This window comes from Neorhizobium petrolearium (assembly GCF_029854435.1).
GTDB lineage: Bacteria > Pseudomonadota > Alphaproteobacteria > Rhizobiales > Rhizobiaceae > Neorhizobium > Neorhizobium petrolearium.
Genome location: NZ_CP123000.1, coordinates 12,709 through 26,492, shown reverse-complemented (window position 1 = coordinate 26,492; position 13,784 = coordinate 12,709). Strand labels below are relative to the sequence as shown.

The following is a 13,784-nucleotide window of genomic DNA, read 5'->3' as shown; positions in this document are numbered from 1 at the left end:
TTCCGACTTCACTTTTGTGACATGCCAGCGCAATCCGACATGCCTTGCCGGAGTCTAGAGTTGCTTCTTCAGCGCGTAGAGCGCGTCGAGCGCCTCGCGCGGGGTCATGTCGTCGGGACTGAGCGCCTTCAGCGCCTCCTCGACCTTGGACGGGCCGGCCCGCTTTGTTTCCTCGCGGCGCACCGCGACCTGGAAGAGCGGCAGGTCGTCGATCAGCTGGCTTGCCGGGTTCTTGCGGTCGGAATCCTCCAGCTTGGTCAGCACGTCACGGGCTCGGGCGACGACCGAATCTGGAAGGCCGGCAAGCCGTGCGACCTGGATGCCGTAGGAGCGGTCGGCAGCACCCGGCCCGACCTCGTGCAGGAAGATCACCTCGCCGTCCCATTCCTTGACCTTCATCGTGGCGTTGGAAAGCCGGTAGAGCTTTTCCGACAGCACCGTCAGTTCGTGGAAATGGGTAGCGAAAAGGCCCCGGCAGCGGTTGCCCTCATGCAGGTGTTCGACCGCCGCCCAGGCGATCGACAGGCCGTCGAAGGTCGCCGTGCCGCGGCCGATCTCGTCCAAAATGACCAGCGAACGATCCGTCGCCTGATTCAAAATCGCCGCCGTCTCAACCATTTCGACCATGAAGGTGGAGCGGCCGCGCGCCAGATCGTCGGAGGCGCCGACGCGGGAGAACAGCCGGTCGACGATGCCGATATGGGCAGACGTGGCCGGCACGAAAGATCCCATCTGCGCAAGGATCGCGATCAGCGCGTTCTGACGCAGAAAGGTCGATTTACCGCCCATGTTCGGGCCGGTCAGAAGCCAGAGCGCGCCGAATTCACCATCCCCATGCGGGGAAAGATCGCAGTCGTTGGCAATGAACGGGCCCGAAGACTGGCGGCGCAGCGCCTGCTCGACGACCGGATGGCGGCCGCCCTCGATCGCAAACATGCGGGAGCCATCCACCACCGGGCGGCGGTAATTCCATTCTTCCGCCAGCATGGCGAGGCCCGCCGCGACATCGATGACGGCGAGCGCCCGGGCGCCGGCCTTGATCGCCTCGGCCTCGGAAATCACGGCCTCGACCATCCGGTCGAAGGCTTCGAGCTCGATCGTCAACGCCCGGTCGGCGGCGTTGGCAATGCGGCTTTCGAGATCGGCAAGCTCGGTGGTGGTGAAGCGCATGGCATTCGCCATGGTCTGGCGATGAATGAAGCGCGCCTTGCCCTCGACCGTGTCGGTCATCGTGCCGGAATTGCCGGCGGTCACCTCGATGAAATAGCCGAGCACATTGTTGTGCTTGATCTTCAGCGACTTGATGCCGGTCTCTTCCGCATATTGAAGCTGCAACCCGGCAATGACCTTGCGGGACTGGTCGCGCAAGGCACGCACCTCGTCCAATTCGGAAACGGCACCTTCCGCCAGGAACCCGCCGTCACGCTTCAGGAGCGGCAATTCCCCGGCGAGCATGTTACCCAGCATGGATTCCAGATGCAGCGGCAGGGCTTTCAGGTCCGCCAGCGCCTCACCAAGCTCCTGCGGCAGCATGGCGCGATCGAGGAACGTCGTGACGCCGCGCGCCGCTTCGAGGCCCTGCAGGATCGAACCGAGGTCACGCGGACCGCCGCGATCCAGCGCCAGGCGAGAGAGTGCACGCGGCATGTCCGGCACGTGCTTCAAAGCCGACCGCAACTCGCTGCAGAGGCCCGGCTCCTCCAGCAGGAAGGAAACCGAGTCGAGACGGCGATTAATTCGGTCAGGATCGGTCAGCGGCGACATCAGCCGCTCGGCGAGCAGGCGGGCGCCGCCTCCGGTGACCGTCCGGTCGATCGCCTTCAGAAGCGTGCCGTCGCGCTCGCCGGAGAGCGTCTTCGTGAGTTCCAGATTGCCGCGCGTTGCCGGATCGATAAAGAGGGTCGAGGCGCCGCTTTCCCGCTCCGGCCGGCCGAGCGGCGGGCGTTCGGCGATCTGGGTTTTCTCGACATAGGCAACGGCAGCCGCGGCGGCAGCCAGTTCCGCACGGGAAAAGGTGCCGAACCCATCGAGCGTGCCAACGCCGAAATAACGGGCTATGCGGCCTTCGGCGCTGGCGCTGTCAAAGAGCACCGACGGCTGCGGCACGGCCACCTTGCCGAGGACGTCGAAAACGGGCTTCAGCTCCGGATCGTGGAAAGTGGTGTCGGCCAAAATCAGCTCACGCGGATCGATGCGCAGGATGTCCGCCAGCAACCGTGAGGCGTCGGTCTCCGCCAGCCGGAAGACGCCGGTGGAGATGTCGATCCAGGCGAGCGCCATCTGCGCTTCGGAAGAGCCGCGGATGCGGGCGAGCGCCATGAGATAGTTCGATTCCGAGGCGACGAGCAGCTTTTCTTCGGTGATCGTGCCCGGTGTGACGAGACGCACGACATCGCGCTTCACCACCGATTTCGAACCGCGCTTCTTGGCCTCCGCCGGGTCTTCCACCTGCTCGCAGACCGCGACGCGGAAGCCGAGCGCGATGAGCTTCTGGAGATAGTCGTCCGCCGCGTGTACCGGCACACCGCACATGGGGATGTCCTGCCCCATATGCTGGCCGCGCTTCGTGAGCGTTATGCCGAGCGCTCGGGAGGCTTCCACCGCATCCTCGAAAAAGAGCTCGTAGAAATCGCCCATGCGATAAAAGAGCAGCGAACCGGGATTGTTCGCCTTGATCTCGATATACTGCTCCATCATCGGCGTCGCCGATGCACGGCTTTCTTCCGAGGCGAGCTCGGCGGCGTTCAGGGCTTCGATGGAGAATCTTTCAAACTGGGTCACGGAACCGAATTTTTGTTGCGCAAGGGAGTTGACGACACTATCGATGTTGGCCCCTGAAAGACAACATCTGTCGCGGCCTCAAAGACGGCTGCCCACAAAAAGCTGGAGGAGACATGCCTGCCAACGACAAGGCCGCCCGGGCGCGCGCATCGGTGACCGAACAGGAAGCGCTCGATTTCCATTCGGAAGGCCGGCCCGGAAAGCTGGAAATCAACCCCACGAAGCCGATGGCGACGCAGCGGGATCTTTCGCTCGCCTATTCGCCGGGCGTTGCGGTGCCGGTAAAGGCGATCGCCGCAGACCCCGCAACGGCCTACGACTACACGACCCGCGGCAACATGGTGGCCGTCATTTCCAACGGCACCGCGATCCTCGGCCTCGGCAATCTCGGCGCTCTCGCCTCCAAGCCGGTCATGGAAGGCAAGTCGGTTCTCTTCAAGCGCTTCGCCGATGTCGATTCGATCGACCTCGAAGTCGATACCGAGAATGTCGACGAGTTCATCAACTGCGTGCGCTTTCTCGGCCCTTCCTTCGGCGGTATCAACCTGGAGGATATCAAGGCGCCGGAGTGCTTCATCATCGAAAGCCGGCTCCGGGAACTGATGGACATCCCGGTCTTCCACGACGACCAGCATGGGACCGCGATCATCGCTGCCGCGGGCCTGATCAATGCGCTGGAACTCACCGGACGGGATCTCAAAACCACAAAGCTCGTCTGCAACGGCGCGGGCGCTGCGGCAATCGCCTGCGTCGAACTCATCAAGGCGATGGGCTTCAATCAGGACAACATCATCCTCTGCGACACCAAGGGCGTGATCTACCAGGGACGTACCGAGGGGATGAACCAGTGGAAATCGGCGCACGCGGTCAAGACGACCAAGCGGACGCTGGAAGAAGCCATGAAGGGCGCCGACGTGGTGTTTGGCCTTTCCCAGAAAGGTGCGTTCACCGAAGAAATGATCCGCTCCATGGCGGACAAGCCGATCATCTTCGCCATGGCGAACCCCGACCCGGAAATCACTCCGGAAGAAGTCGCCCGTATCCGCGACGACGCGATCATGGCGACCGGGCGTTCCGATTATCCGAACCAGGTCAACAACGTGCTCGGCTTTCCCTATATCTTCCGTGGTGCGCTCGACGTGCGTGCTTCGCAGATCAATGACGCGATGAAGATCGCCGCCGTCCACGCACTCGCCAATCTCGCCCGCGAGGACGTGCCGGACGACGTCGCCGCCGCCTATCAGGGCAACCGGCCGCGCTTCGGTGCGCAGTACATCATCCCGGTTCCTTTCGATCCGCGCCTCATCTCGGCGATCCCGGTCGCCGTCGCTGAGGCGGCGATGGAAAGCGGCGTGGCGCGCAAAAACATCACTAACCTTGCCGCCTATGCCGCCGAGCTTTCCGCCCGCCGCGATCCGATCGCCGCCACGACGCAAGGCATCTACGAGCGGGTACGGCGCTTCCCGAAACGGGTCGTCTTCGCCGAGGCCGAGGAAGAGCAGGTCATGCGCGCGGCGATCTCCTTCTGCCATCAGGGGCTTGGGACCGCCATCCTGCTCGGCCGCGACGACGTGATCCGCGCAACGGCGGAGAAGGCCGGCATCGATCTCGACCGGCCGGGCATCGAGATCGTCAATGCCCGCCTCTCGAACCGCGTCGAAGCCTATATCGACCACCTCTATGCCCGCCTGCAGCGCCAGGGCTTCCTCTACCGCGACGTGCAGCGCCTCATCCATAACGACCGCAACCATTTCGCCGCGACCATGGTGGCGGTGGGCGACGCGGATGCGATGGTGACAGGCACGACCCGCAATTATGCCACAGCGCTTGCCGACGTCAGCCGCTGCATCGACGCCAAGCCGGGCCACAAGGTAATCGGGGTTTCGATCGTGATCGCCCGCGGCCGCACGATCTTCGTGGCGGACACCGCCGTGCACGACATGCCGAATGCCGAAGACCTTGCCGATATCGCGGTCGAGGCCGCACGGGTCGCAAAGCGCATGGGCTACGAGCCCCGCATCGCCATGCTTGCCTATTCGACCTTCGGCCAGCCGATCGGCGAACGTTCGGAGCGGGTGCGCGAGGCAGTGAAAATCCTCGACCACCGGCGCGTCGATTTCGAATATGACGGCGAAATGGCGGCCGACGTGGCGCTCAACCCGCACCGGATGGAGCAGTATCCGTTCTGCCGGCTTTCCGGCACGGCCAACGTGCTCGTCATGCCGGCGATCCATTCCGCCTCGATCTCGACGCGCATGCTGCAGGAACTCGGCGCCTCCACCGTGATCGGTCCGCTGCTCGTTGGCCTCGACAAATCGGTGCAGATCACCTCGATGGGCGCCAAGGACAGCGATATCGTCAACATGGCGGCGATCGCGGCCTATAACGCGGGGACGTGAGAGGCGGTATCCAGCAAAAGGCCGGGACGGTTATACCGCTCCGGCCTTTTTGAACATCGGATATGAATTCATGCGCAACTCTGTTGGCGGAAACGGTTGGATCCGTCAGCTCGCGAAGCGGCCGGCGTCGGCGCCATAATAATTGATGTAGCGGTCCGAGATCGCGGCGATCGGCAGCACGACGAGAACATCGGTCGTGTTGAAGGCCCGGTCGACAACCGCACCGTCGCCGATCATCGCGCCGAGGCGCAGATAACCCTTGATCAGCGGCGGCAGCGCCGATAGCGCCTTGCGGGTGTTGATCCCTTCCAGCGGCATCAGATTCATCTCTTGATGGAGTTCCGGCCGAGCGGAAACAGCCCATTCGCCCTTGGCCAGGACCGTATGATACAGGAAGGAAAGGGCCAGCGCATGTTCTTCCGGCACCACGCCCGGGAAGGAGGCGCAGCCGAACATGGCGTTCATGCCGTGCTTCAGCGAATAAGCCCAGTTGCCCTGCCAGAGCAGTTCCACCGTTCGCTTGGTACGGTAGTCCGGCAGCACGCAGGAGCGGCCGAGCTCCATGAACTGCTTGTCCGGGTGACGGGCAAGCAGCGGTTCGATATCGAACTCGGAGGCTGAATAGAAACCACCATTGGCGAGCGCCACTTCCTGCCTGAGCAGGCGGTAGGTGCCGACGATCTGATCTTCGATATCGCCCTCGATCGCATTGTCGATGACCAGAAGATGATCACAGATCGCGTCATAGGCATCGATATCGCGGTGGAGGCGCATGGCATCCGGATTGAGCGTCGCGTTCATCTCTTCAACAAAGACGCGATAGCGGACGGCCTGCGCGGCATCGATCTCGCGCTCGCTACGGGCGAGCCGAGTTTCGAGCGTGCCTATTCGGCCGAACACATCGCCGTTATCCGGAGTAGGGGCCGGTGCCTGGTTTGTTTCAGGGGTCACTTCACGGTTCAGGAGTTCAATTGCCATGGTGATTCGTCCCGTACCGGTTGGATCACCACCATAAATCACGTCTCCACGACAGGAACGTGACAACTTCTGTCACAATATGGTCCGCCGATGATCGCGTCAACGGACCTGTTGACGTTCGGAGCCAAGAATGCCCAGAGCCCCGATTTCCTCCACAAGCTTCACGGGGTCAATCGGCTTGCCGAGCACGCGGCTCGCGCCGCTGAGAAGCACCTCCCGATGGGCGGTCTCGCGGCTCTCGCCGGTCAGCACGATCACCGGAACGGAAGGACCTGCTTCCGGGCGATCGTCGGCGCGCAGGGCCGACAGGAGATCGAAGACACTGCCGCCCGGCATATGCATGTCGGAAATGACGAGGTCCGGCCGGGCGTCTTTCTTCAGCGCGGCCTTCACCAATGAGGGGAAATCCTCCGCGAGGCGGACGCGATGTCCCGCTTTTCCCAGAATCGCGCGGATAAGCAGCGCACTGACAGGATCGTCTTCGCCGAGAAGCACATCGAGCCCTGCCGCGTGTATCTCGACAACCGGCGCAGGCGTCGGTTGGCTGTCGCTGAGGACGTCGCGTGTGCGAAAGCCTCTCAAGCGGCCGCTCAGCACGTCGATCAGTGATTTTTCCCGCAGCGGCCGGATAAGCCAGGCATCGAAGAAATCCTGCGGCTGGGACGCCCGCTCCTCCGGATTGACGAGCAGGATGCGATGAAGGGTCGCATGCGCCTTCTCATTGGCGTAATCCGACGCAAGCCGGTGATCGACGATCAGGTCCGTATAAGGCATTGAGCCGGTGGCCTCGCGGTCAATCAGCATCGGCACATCAGCGGGACTGGACACATGCCGGCAGCGGCCGCCAAGCGTCTGAATGGTCGATACGGTCGCCGTCGCGGCCGGACCATCGGGGGCCAGAAGCAAGACGCGAGAACGGGCGAGCAATTGGCTTCTCTCGACGGGCCCGGACTGGGCCGCTTCCGCAAGATGCAAAGGAAAGCGGATCGTAAACGTCGTGCCGGTTCCCTTCCGGCTGGCGACCGAAAGCGAACCACCGAATTCGGTCAGGATGCGGGAGGCGATGGCAAGTCCGAGACCGGTGCCGCCGCTGCGCGCCTCGGCGGTGCCGACCTGTTCGAACTCCCCGAAAATCCGCGCCTGTTCCTCCTTCGTCATGCCGGGCCCGCTGTCTATGACCGCGATCGTCACATTGTTGTTCTCGGGGCCGTTCCCGACGAACGCCCGCACCAGCACGCCGCCTTCAGCGGTAAACTTCACCGCATTGCCGACGACGTTAAAGAGCACCTGACGGATGCGTGCAGGGTCGAAATCGAGAAGATCGGGAAGATCGGCCGCGACGGTCGCGGCAATCTCTATGCGCTTTTCGTGCGCGCGGGGCGCCAGCATCTCGACGACGCTCTCAATCAGATGGCGCAGGTTCTCCGCCCGGTTGTTGAGCCGGAAGCGGCCGGCTTCCAGCGTCGAATAATCCAGGAGATCCTCGACAAGCTGCGCCAGCGCGTAACCCGACTGGCGGATGCCGCTCAGATAATTCTGCTGTTCAGCCGTCAGTTTCGTCTGGCCGAGCAGATGGGTCATGCCCAGGATACCATTGAGCGGCGTGCGGATTTCGTGGACCACGGTGGCGATCTGCCGGGATTTAGCAGCGCTTGCCGCCTCCGCTTCCATCCAGGCGTGATGGAGCCGGGTGACGGTGCGCTGGCGGAACCATGCGGAGACCCGGGAAAAGGCAGCGGCGAAGGGGCTGGACGGCAGACACGTTTCTTCCGAAGCGCGCAGCCCTAATGCAGGCACGATCCGTTCGCCCGCCGATTCGGGCGAATCGGCGGATGCAGGGGACGCGAACGCTTTGGCAATACGTTCATGTATTTCGGCAATATCGCGCATGGGGGGAAAGATTACCGACGTTTCCTTTCCCAATCCCTAGAGCAATTGGGTAAAATTTTATTGATCGCTCTTTTTCGGCCCTAAAAGCTCATCAAGGATTACAAATCCGGCGCCGATGGTGATGAAACTGTCCGCCAGATTGAAGACCGCGAACGACCAGCTCGCCGTGTGGAACAGGATGTAGTCGATCACGTGGCCATAGACGAAGCCGTCGATCAGGTTGCCGGTCGCACCGGCGATGATCAGCGAAAAGCCTACATGGGCAAACGGCCGATCCTTCGGCGTGCGCCGCCAGAGCCAGAGCACGAAGGCAACGATGACGACCCGCATGCCGATGATGAATTCGCGCTCCATGCCGGACAGAAGCGAGAAGGCGACGCCGAGATTGTAAGTCCGATAGAGCGCCAGGACCGGCAGCAGAGGCACCGCCTCCTGCATGGGAAGATAGTTTTCCACCGCGATCTTCACCGCCTGGTCGAGGATGACCGCGATGATGATGACAATCAGGGCCGTCAGCGGTCTTGAGAGGAAGGCAACGCGTCCGTTCATTTTTTCTCGTCCAGGGTCAGCAGATGACGGCGCGCCTCGAAAAGCATCACGGCAGTGGCGACGGCAAGGTTGAGCGAATCGGCCCTTCCCTGCTGCGGGATACGAACCGTGCGGTCCGCGGCCCTGGCAAGATTGTCCGGCAGGCCTGACTGCTCGTTGCCCATCAACAGAACGACCGGCTTCTTTGCATAGTCGACCGTTCTGTAGTCAACCGCACCGGCCAGATGGGTCGCGACGACCTGGGTGCCGGAGCGCTTCTGCCAGGCGAGAAACTCCTCCGCCGAACATTTGACGACCGGCATCGCGAAGACCGAGCCCATGGTGGCCCGTACGGTTTCCAGCGAAAAGGGATCGGTGCATTCGCCGACCAGGATCACGGCGGAGGCCCCGGCCGCATCGGCCGTCCGGATGATCGTACCGAGATTGCCGGGGTCGCGCACCCGATCGAGCGCCACGAAAGTCTCCTCCCTGGCAGGCCTCAGATCGTCCAGCCGCTTCCAGCGCTGTTCGAAAATGCCGACCACCATCTGCGGATTGTCGCGCCGGGTGATCGACGAAAGCACCTTTTCGCTGACTTCCAGCACCAATCCACCCCGGGCAACGGTCTTCGCCGCCACCTGTTCCACCAGCGGCTTGCCCTTCGCCGCCTTGGCGTAGACGAGCGTGCGGATGGCCCAGCCGAGTTCCAGCGCGTCGATGACGAGCTTCAAGCCCTCGGCCATGAAGGTGCCGCTTTCCTCGCGATCCTTCTTGTTGCTGAGCGCCTTGATATCCTTGATGATCGGGTTGGCAAGCGAGGTGACTTCCTTCACCTGTCCTACCCGTCCTGGTCCTGATTTCTGAAATTCATCTGTCATGCCGGCACCCAGCGGCTGAAAAGCGAAGTGGAAAGCGCGCGGCCGTGGCCTTTGCCGTCGAGCCCGGCCTCGCGGATGACAAGTTCGCCCGATTCCACCAAGCCGCCCGCACCGCGCATCGTCTCGCGCATCAGTTCGTGGATGGAATAGAAGCTTGCCCGGATGGAATAGGCGGTCAGCACAAGGCCGATCGCCTTCGGTGAGAGCAGTTCGCGGCAGATATCGAGCATCAGCGGCAGGTGATCGAAGAGCTGCCAGACCTCGCCGTTAGGCCCGCGGCCGAACTTTGGCGGGTCGGTGAGGATGATGTCGTAACGGTTGCCGCGGCGTTCCTCTCGCAGGATGAACTTCATGGCATCCTCGCAAATCCAGCGGATCGGCGCCCTTTCGAGTCGCGCAAGCGCCTGGTTCTCGCGCGCCCAGCCGATCGCCTTCTTCGAGGCGTCCACATGGGTGACCTCCGCACCAGCGGCGGCCGCCACCAGCGAAGCGACGCCCGTATAGCCGAAAAGGTTCAGCACCTTGACGGGCCGTTTTGCCTCTTCGATGCGGGTTTTCATCCAGCTCCAGTGGGCGATCTGTTCGGGGAAGACCCCGACATGGCGGAAGGCGGTGAAGCGGCCGAGGAAGTCAATGCCGAGAAGGGAAAGCTGCCAGGTCTCGCCCAGCGCCTCCTTGGGAAAACGCCAACGGCCCATGCCGTCCTCATCCGTGTCACCGGTGAAAACCGCATCCGCCCTCTCCCATACATGTGCGGCAAGCGACGGCTGCCAGAGCGCCTGCGCTTCCGGGCGAACGATGCGATAGGGGCCGTATTGCTCGAGCTTGAGGCCCTTGCCGCTGTCGATCAGGTGGAAATCTCCGGCACCCGACGATTCCAGGATCACCGGAATGCGTTCGGCAGGCGGCTCGCCCGCGCGCACGATCAGCGGCCGGCTTTCTGCCGGCGCAGATGTTGCGGGTCCTGCGGATTTCTCCTGCGACCGTGGCACCGGCCTGGCCGGGGCGGCATTCCCGCGCGCAGGCCGGCGGCCTGTCTCTGACCGGGCCTTTCGTTCCGGCCGCCTTTCCTTGTTCTTCAATGCGTTCATCCGCCTGGGTTATTCTTCGCAAGGCAGCAGATAACATCCGCCGCGCATTCTTCAAAGCCATGCGCCGGCAGAGGCCAGGTTTTCTTCTCGACCGGCCTGTCCGCCCAATGTCCCCCTTGGCAAAGGTATCGGCGCTTGCAATATGACAATCAGCAAAATCCAAGGAGGAGCATCACATGGATATGGGCGGCGAAGAACGGATTGCAGCACCCCGCGAAGTGGTCTGGGAGGCACTGAACGACCCGGATATCCTCCGCCAGTGCATTCCGGGCTGCCAAAGCCTCGAGCAGAAGTCGCCAACGGAACTCGCCGCCACCGTGAAGCTGAAGGTCGGCCCGGTTTCGGCAACCTTCTCCGGCGAAGTGACCCTTTCCGACATCAACCCGCCGGAAAGCTACATGATCTCCGGCGAAGGCAAGGGCGGCATTGCCGGCTTCGCCAAGGGTTCAGCAACCGTGACCCTGCTGGAAGACGGCGCCGATACGTTGCTGCGCTATGCGACCAAGGCGCAGGTGGGCGGCAAGATCGCCCAGCTCGGCTCGCGCCTGATCGATTCGACCTCGCAGAAGCTCGCGGCGCAGTTCTTCGCGGATTTCAACAAAGCCGTCGTCGCCAGGGTCAGCCAGGCCTGATCCTTATTTTGCCGGAAGCTGCGACGATCCAGGCCGCCCTGCAAGGACTGCCTTGTGTTCCTTCTGCCATTTGACGGCTTCGCGCGCCTCGGCGCGGGCCTGCTTGCGGTACTTGCCCTGGCTCCACCAGGTCGCAGCCGAGCCGATCACCATACCAATGAGGACGGCAAGAAAAAGGAACACGAAGAAAGGAGCGCTCACCGAAAGGACACTGTCCTCCGGCCGGAATGGATTGAGCGCGAGGATGGCCATCTGGCGGTTCGCCACCGCAAGAACGATCAGCACAATGCCGAGCGGCACCAGGATCAGAAGGCTGATGATCTTTTTGAGCTTATCCATCGGACATCTCCCGGCAGCAACGATTGCCGTTTGATCGGCAGCTGTTGCAGAATAGGCGCAGTTTATGGGCTTTCAAAGGCGACGGAAGGCCGCGGCCGGAGATGTCAATCGTCTTCGTCCGCAAGGCCCGGATTCAGTCGTTCGCGCAGTTCCTTGCCGGTCTTGAAGAAGGGAACCCACTTCTCCTCGACAAAGACGCTTTCGCCGGTGCGCGGGTTGCGACCGGAGCGAGAAGGACGATTCTTGACCGAAAAGGCGCCGAAACCGCGCAGTTCAACGCGGTTTCCCGCTGCAAGGGCATCTGTGATCTCGTCGAGCACGGCATTCACGATGTTCTCGACGTCGCGATGGTAGAGATGCGGATTGCGCGCTGCGACGATCTGAACCAATTCAGACTTGATCACGGTTGCCCCCCTGAAAAGGCTAGATTTTCAACCGTGCCAACCTGCCAAACCGAGACCAGACCGTCAAGGAACAACTTGTCGGCGCCGAGCGCGCGAAGCGTCTCCGGCGTCACCACCTGAGCAAGGCCGGTCTGCTTCACAAACTCCGCCAGCGCCCCCGCCAACCAGAAGGACGAGGCGGAGCTGCGCTCCTTCCAGTCCACGACCGGCAGGTTCTTCGCGACGCCGCGCGTTTCCAGATAGGCGCGGATATCGTCCTCGCCGCCGAGCTTGTCGACCAGCTTGACATTGAGCGCCTGGCGACCGGTGAAGATCGTGCCGTCGGCGAGCTTCAGCACGTCCTCGCGCGGCAGTTTGCGGCGGTCGGCGACGAGATCGACGAACCAGCCGTAACTGTCCATCACCATGCTGCGGATCATGGCCTTGGCTTCCTCGCTCGCCGGATGGAAGGGCGAGGGCTCGGCCTTCAGCGGCGCCGACTTGATCTCCTCCAGCGAGACGCCAACCTTCTTCATGACCTCGCCAAGCTGCGGATACTGGAAGATCACCCCGATCGAGCCCGTGATCGAGCTCTCGCCCGCAACGATCTGATCGCCCGCGGTGGCGATCATGTAACCGGCGGACGCCGCGAGCGTACGGATGTCGGAGACGACGGGCTTCTTTTCCGCAATGTGGCGAATCGCCTTGAAGATGCGTTCTCCACCATAGGTCGTTCCGCCCGGTGAGGAGATCGAGACGATGAGCGCCTTGGCCTGATTGCTGTCGGCAATCCGGTCGAGCCGCTCCAGGAGTTCCTTGTTATCGGCGATCAAACCGGAAATCTCGACGCGCGCGACATGCGGCACGGCCGCACCGGCACGATCGCCGAGCGCAACCCGGTAGAGTGCAAATCCGATACCGACCAGCATGATCAGAGCAACGATGCGCCAGAAGCTCAGCTTGCGGCGCAGAGAACGCCGATCGGCAATTGCCATTTGATCCATAAAAACACCCTCAAATCTGCCCAGCAGCAGCTAAATAGGCTCTGTAGCGCGTTTTACACGAGGGCACATCACGTTTTTATGTTGTCCGTTATTGTTTGTTGATGAATAAAAACCATATTGGCGGACAGAGTAGGCCTGTGCGTGCCGGCCCCGGCCATGAGATGGCTTCGGGGCAGGCCGCAGAAGGGCAAAAAGGAAAAGATCCAGCATCGATGCTGCAGCATATTCGAAAGACGGCAGGCCTGGTGGCGGCGTTGGAGCCGCATGCGGACGCCTATCAAGAGGCGCTTGCCCATTCCGCGCTTGTGCGGAAGCTGAAAATCCTGCTGCCTGTCGCCGCCGGCTTGATCTCGATTGTCTTTATCGGTGTTTCGATCATCCGCGCCTATCTGCCGGAAGACCTCTCCATCGAAAGCGCCCGCATCGAAAACGGCAAGATCGTCATGGAACGTCCGGCGATTTCCGGCCGCAACAACGAAGGCATCAGCTATTCGATGATCGCCAACCGCGCGTTGCAGGACATCCAGAACCCGAACATGATCACGCTCGAAGACGTGAAAGCGGCCGTGCCGATCAATGACGACGTGATCGCGCGGGTAACGGCAACCGGCGCCAACTTCGACCGCGGCACCGACATGCTCGATCTCACTGCTCCGTTCGACGTGAACCTCAGCAACGGCATCACGGCCCGGTTCAAATCCGCCCATCTTGACGTCAATGCCGGTTTCATGGACACACGCGATCCCGTCGATATATCGATGAAAGAAGGGTCGATTGTTGCAGACTCCTTAAAGATAACGGATAAGGGGCGCATTATCACTTTCATAGGCCAGGTTCGCGTCCATCTCGACCCTGCCACCATCCGCAACCAAGGCAAATAG

The 13,784-nt window shown here is 62.2% G+C and carries 12 protein-coding genes; 3 read left to right on the top strand and 9 right to left on the bottom strand.

Annotated elements, in window-relative coordinates:
- Positions 1–54 precede the first annotated feature (54 nt).
- A complete protein-coding gene (mutS, locus tag QEO92_RS00135; protein ID WP_227705059.1) occupies positions 55–2,697 on the bottom strand; it encodes a DNA mismatch repair protein MutS in 2,643 nt (880 codons plus the stop codon).
- A gap of 197 nt (positions 2,698–2,894) precedes the next feature.
- On the opposite strand from mutS, the gene QEO92_RS00130 reads away from it, so the two are divergent.
- Entirely contained in the window at positions 2,895–5,180 is a 2,286-nt protein-coding gene (locus QEO92_RS00130; RefSeq protein ID WP_227701743.1) for an NADP-dependent malic enzyme, read from the top strand.
- 105 nt (positions 5,181–5,285) lie between these two features.
- On the opposite strand, the gene olsB is transcribed toward QEO92_RS00130, so the two are convergent.
- The 5 genes from olsB to QEO92_RS00105 all read right to left on the bottom strand — a co-directional run bounded on the left by olsB (position 5,286) and on the right by QEO92_RS00105 (position 10,545).
- A complete protein-coding gene (olsB, locus tag QEO92_RS00125; protein ID WP_227701742.1) occupies positions 5,286–6,158 on the bottom strand; it encodes a l-ornithine N(alpha)-acyltransferase in 873 nt (290 codons plus the stop codon).
- Positions 6,159–6,257: 99 nt separating this feature from the next.
- Positions 6,258–7,955 (bottom strand): hybrid sensor histidine kinase/response regulator, encoded by a 1,698-nt coding sequence (locus tag QEO92_RS00120; RefSeq protein ID WP_227701741.1) that lies wholly within the window; start codon positions 7,953–7,955, stop codon positions 6,258–6,260.
- Positions 7,956–8,105: 150 nt separating this feature from the next.
- Positions 8,106–8,597: a signal peptidase II gene (lspA, locus tag QEO92_RS00115; RefSeq protein WP_037159219.1), complete on the bottom strand. Its 492-nt coding sequence runs from the start codon at positions 8,595–8,597 to the stop codon at positions 8,106–8,108.
- Positions 8,594–9,454 (bottom strand): TrmH family RNA methyltransferase, encoded by an 861-nt coding sequence (locus QEO92_RS00110; RefSeq protein ID WP_037159222.1) that lies wholly within the window; start codon positions 9,452–9,454, stop codon positions 8,594–8,596. The genes lspA and QEO92_RS00110 overlap by 4 nt, the downstream gene beginning before the upstream one ends.
- Positions 9,451–10,545 carry a class I SAM-dependent methyltransferase gene (locus QEO92_RS00105; protein ID WP_081953030.1) on the bottom strand — a complete coding sequence of 365 codons (1,095 nt, stop codon included), beginning with the start codon at positions 10,543–10,545 and terminating at the stop codon, positions 9,451–9,453. Before QEO92_RS00105 ends, QEO92_RS00110 begins: the two co-directional genes overlap by 4 nt.
- A gap of 176 nt (positions 10,546–10,721) precedes the next feature.
- Between QEO92_RS00105 and QEO92_RS00100 the strand changes: the two genes are divergently transcribed.
- Entirely contained in the window at positions 10,722–11,177 is a 456-nt protein-coding gene (locus QEO92_RS00100; RefSeq protein ID WP_210047863.1) for an SRPBCC family protein, read from the top strand.
- 3 nt (positions 11,178–11,180) lie between these two features.
- Here the strand turns inward: QEO92_RS00100 and QEO92_RS00095 are convergent, their stop codons facing one another.
- The 3 genes from QEO92_RS00095 to sppA all read right to left on the bottom strand — a co-directional run bounded on the left by QEO92_RS00095 (position 11,181) and on the right by sppA (position 12,903).
- Positions 11,181–11,516 carry a LapA family protein gene (locus tag QEO92_RS00095; protein WP_227701740.1) on the bottom strand — a complete coding sequence of 112 codons (336 nt, stop codon included), beginning with the start codon at positions 11,514–11,516 and terminating at the stop codon, positions 11,181–11,183.
- Between the two features lie 104 nt (positions 11,517–11,620).
- Entirely contained in the window at positions 11,621–11,920 is a 300-nt protein-coding gene (locus QEO92_RS00090) for an integration host factor subunit beta (protein ID WP_037159231.1), read from the bottom strand.
- On the bottom strand, positions 11,917–12,903 hold the full coding sequence (gene sppA / locus QEO92_RS00085; protein WP_227701739.1) for a signal peptide peptidase SppA: 987 nt from the start codon (positions 12,901–12,903) through the stop codon (positions 11,917–11,919). Before sppA ends, QEO92_RS00090 begins: the two co-directional genes overlap by 4 nt.
- Before the next feature lie 212 nt (positions 12,904–13,115).
- Here sppA and lptC point away from each other — a divergent pair, with 212 nt between their 5' ends.
- Positions 13,116–13,784, top strand: coding sequence for an LPS export ABC transporter periplasmic protein LptC (lptC, locus tag QEO92_RS00080; protein WP_052183177.1), 669 nt, complete (start codon positions 13,116–13,118; stop codon positions 13,782–13,784).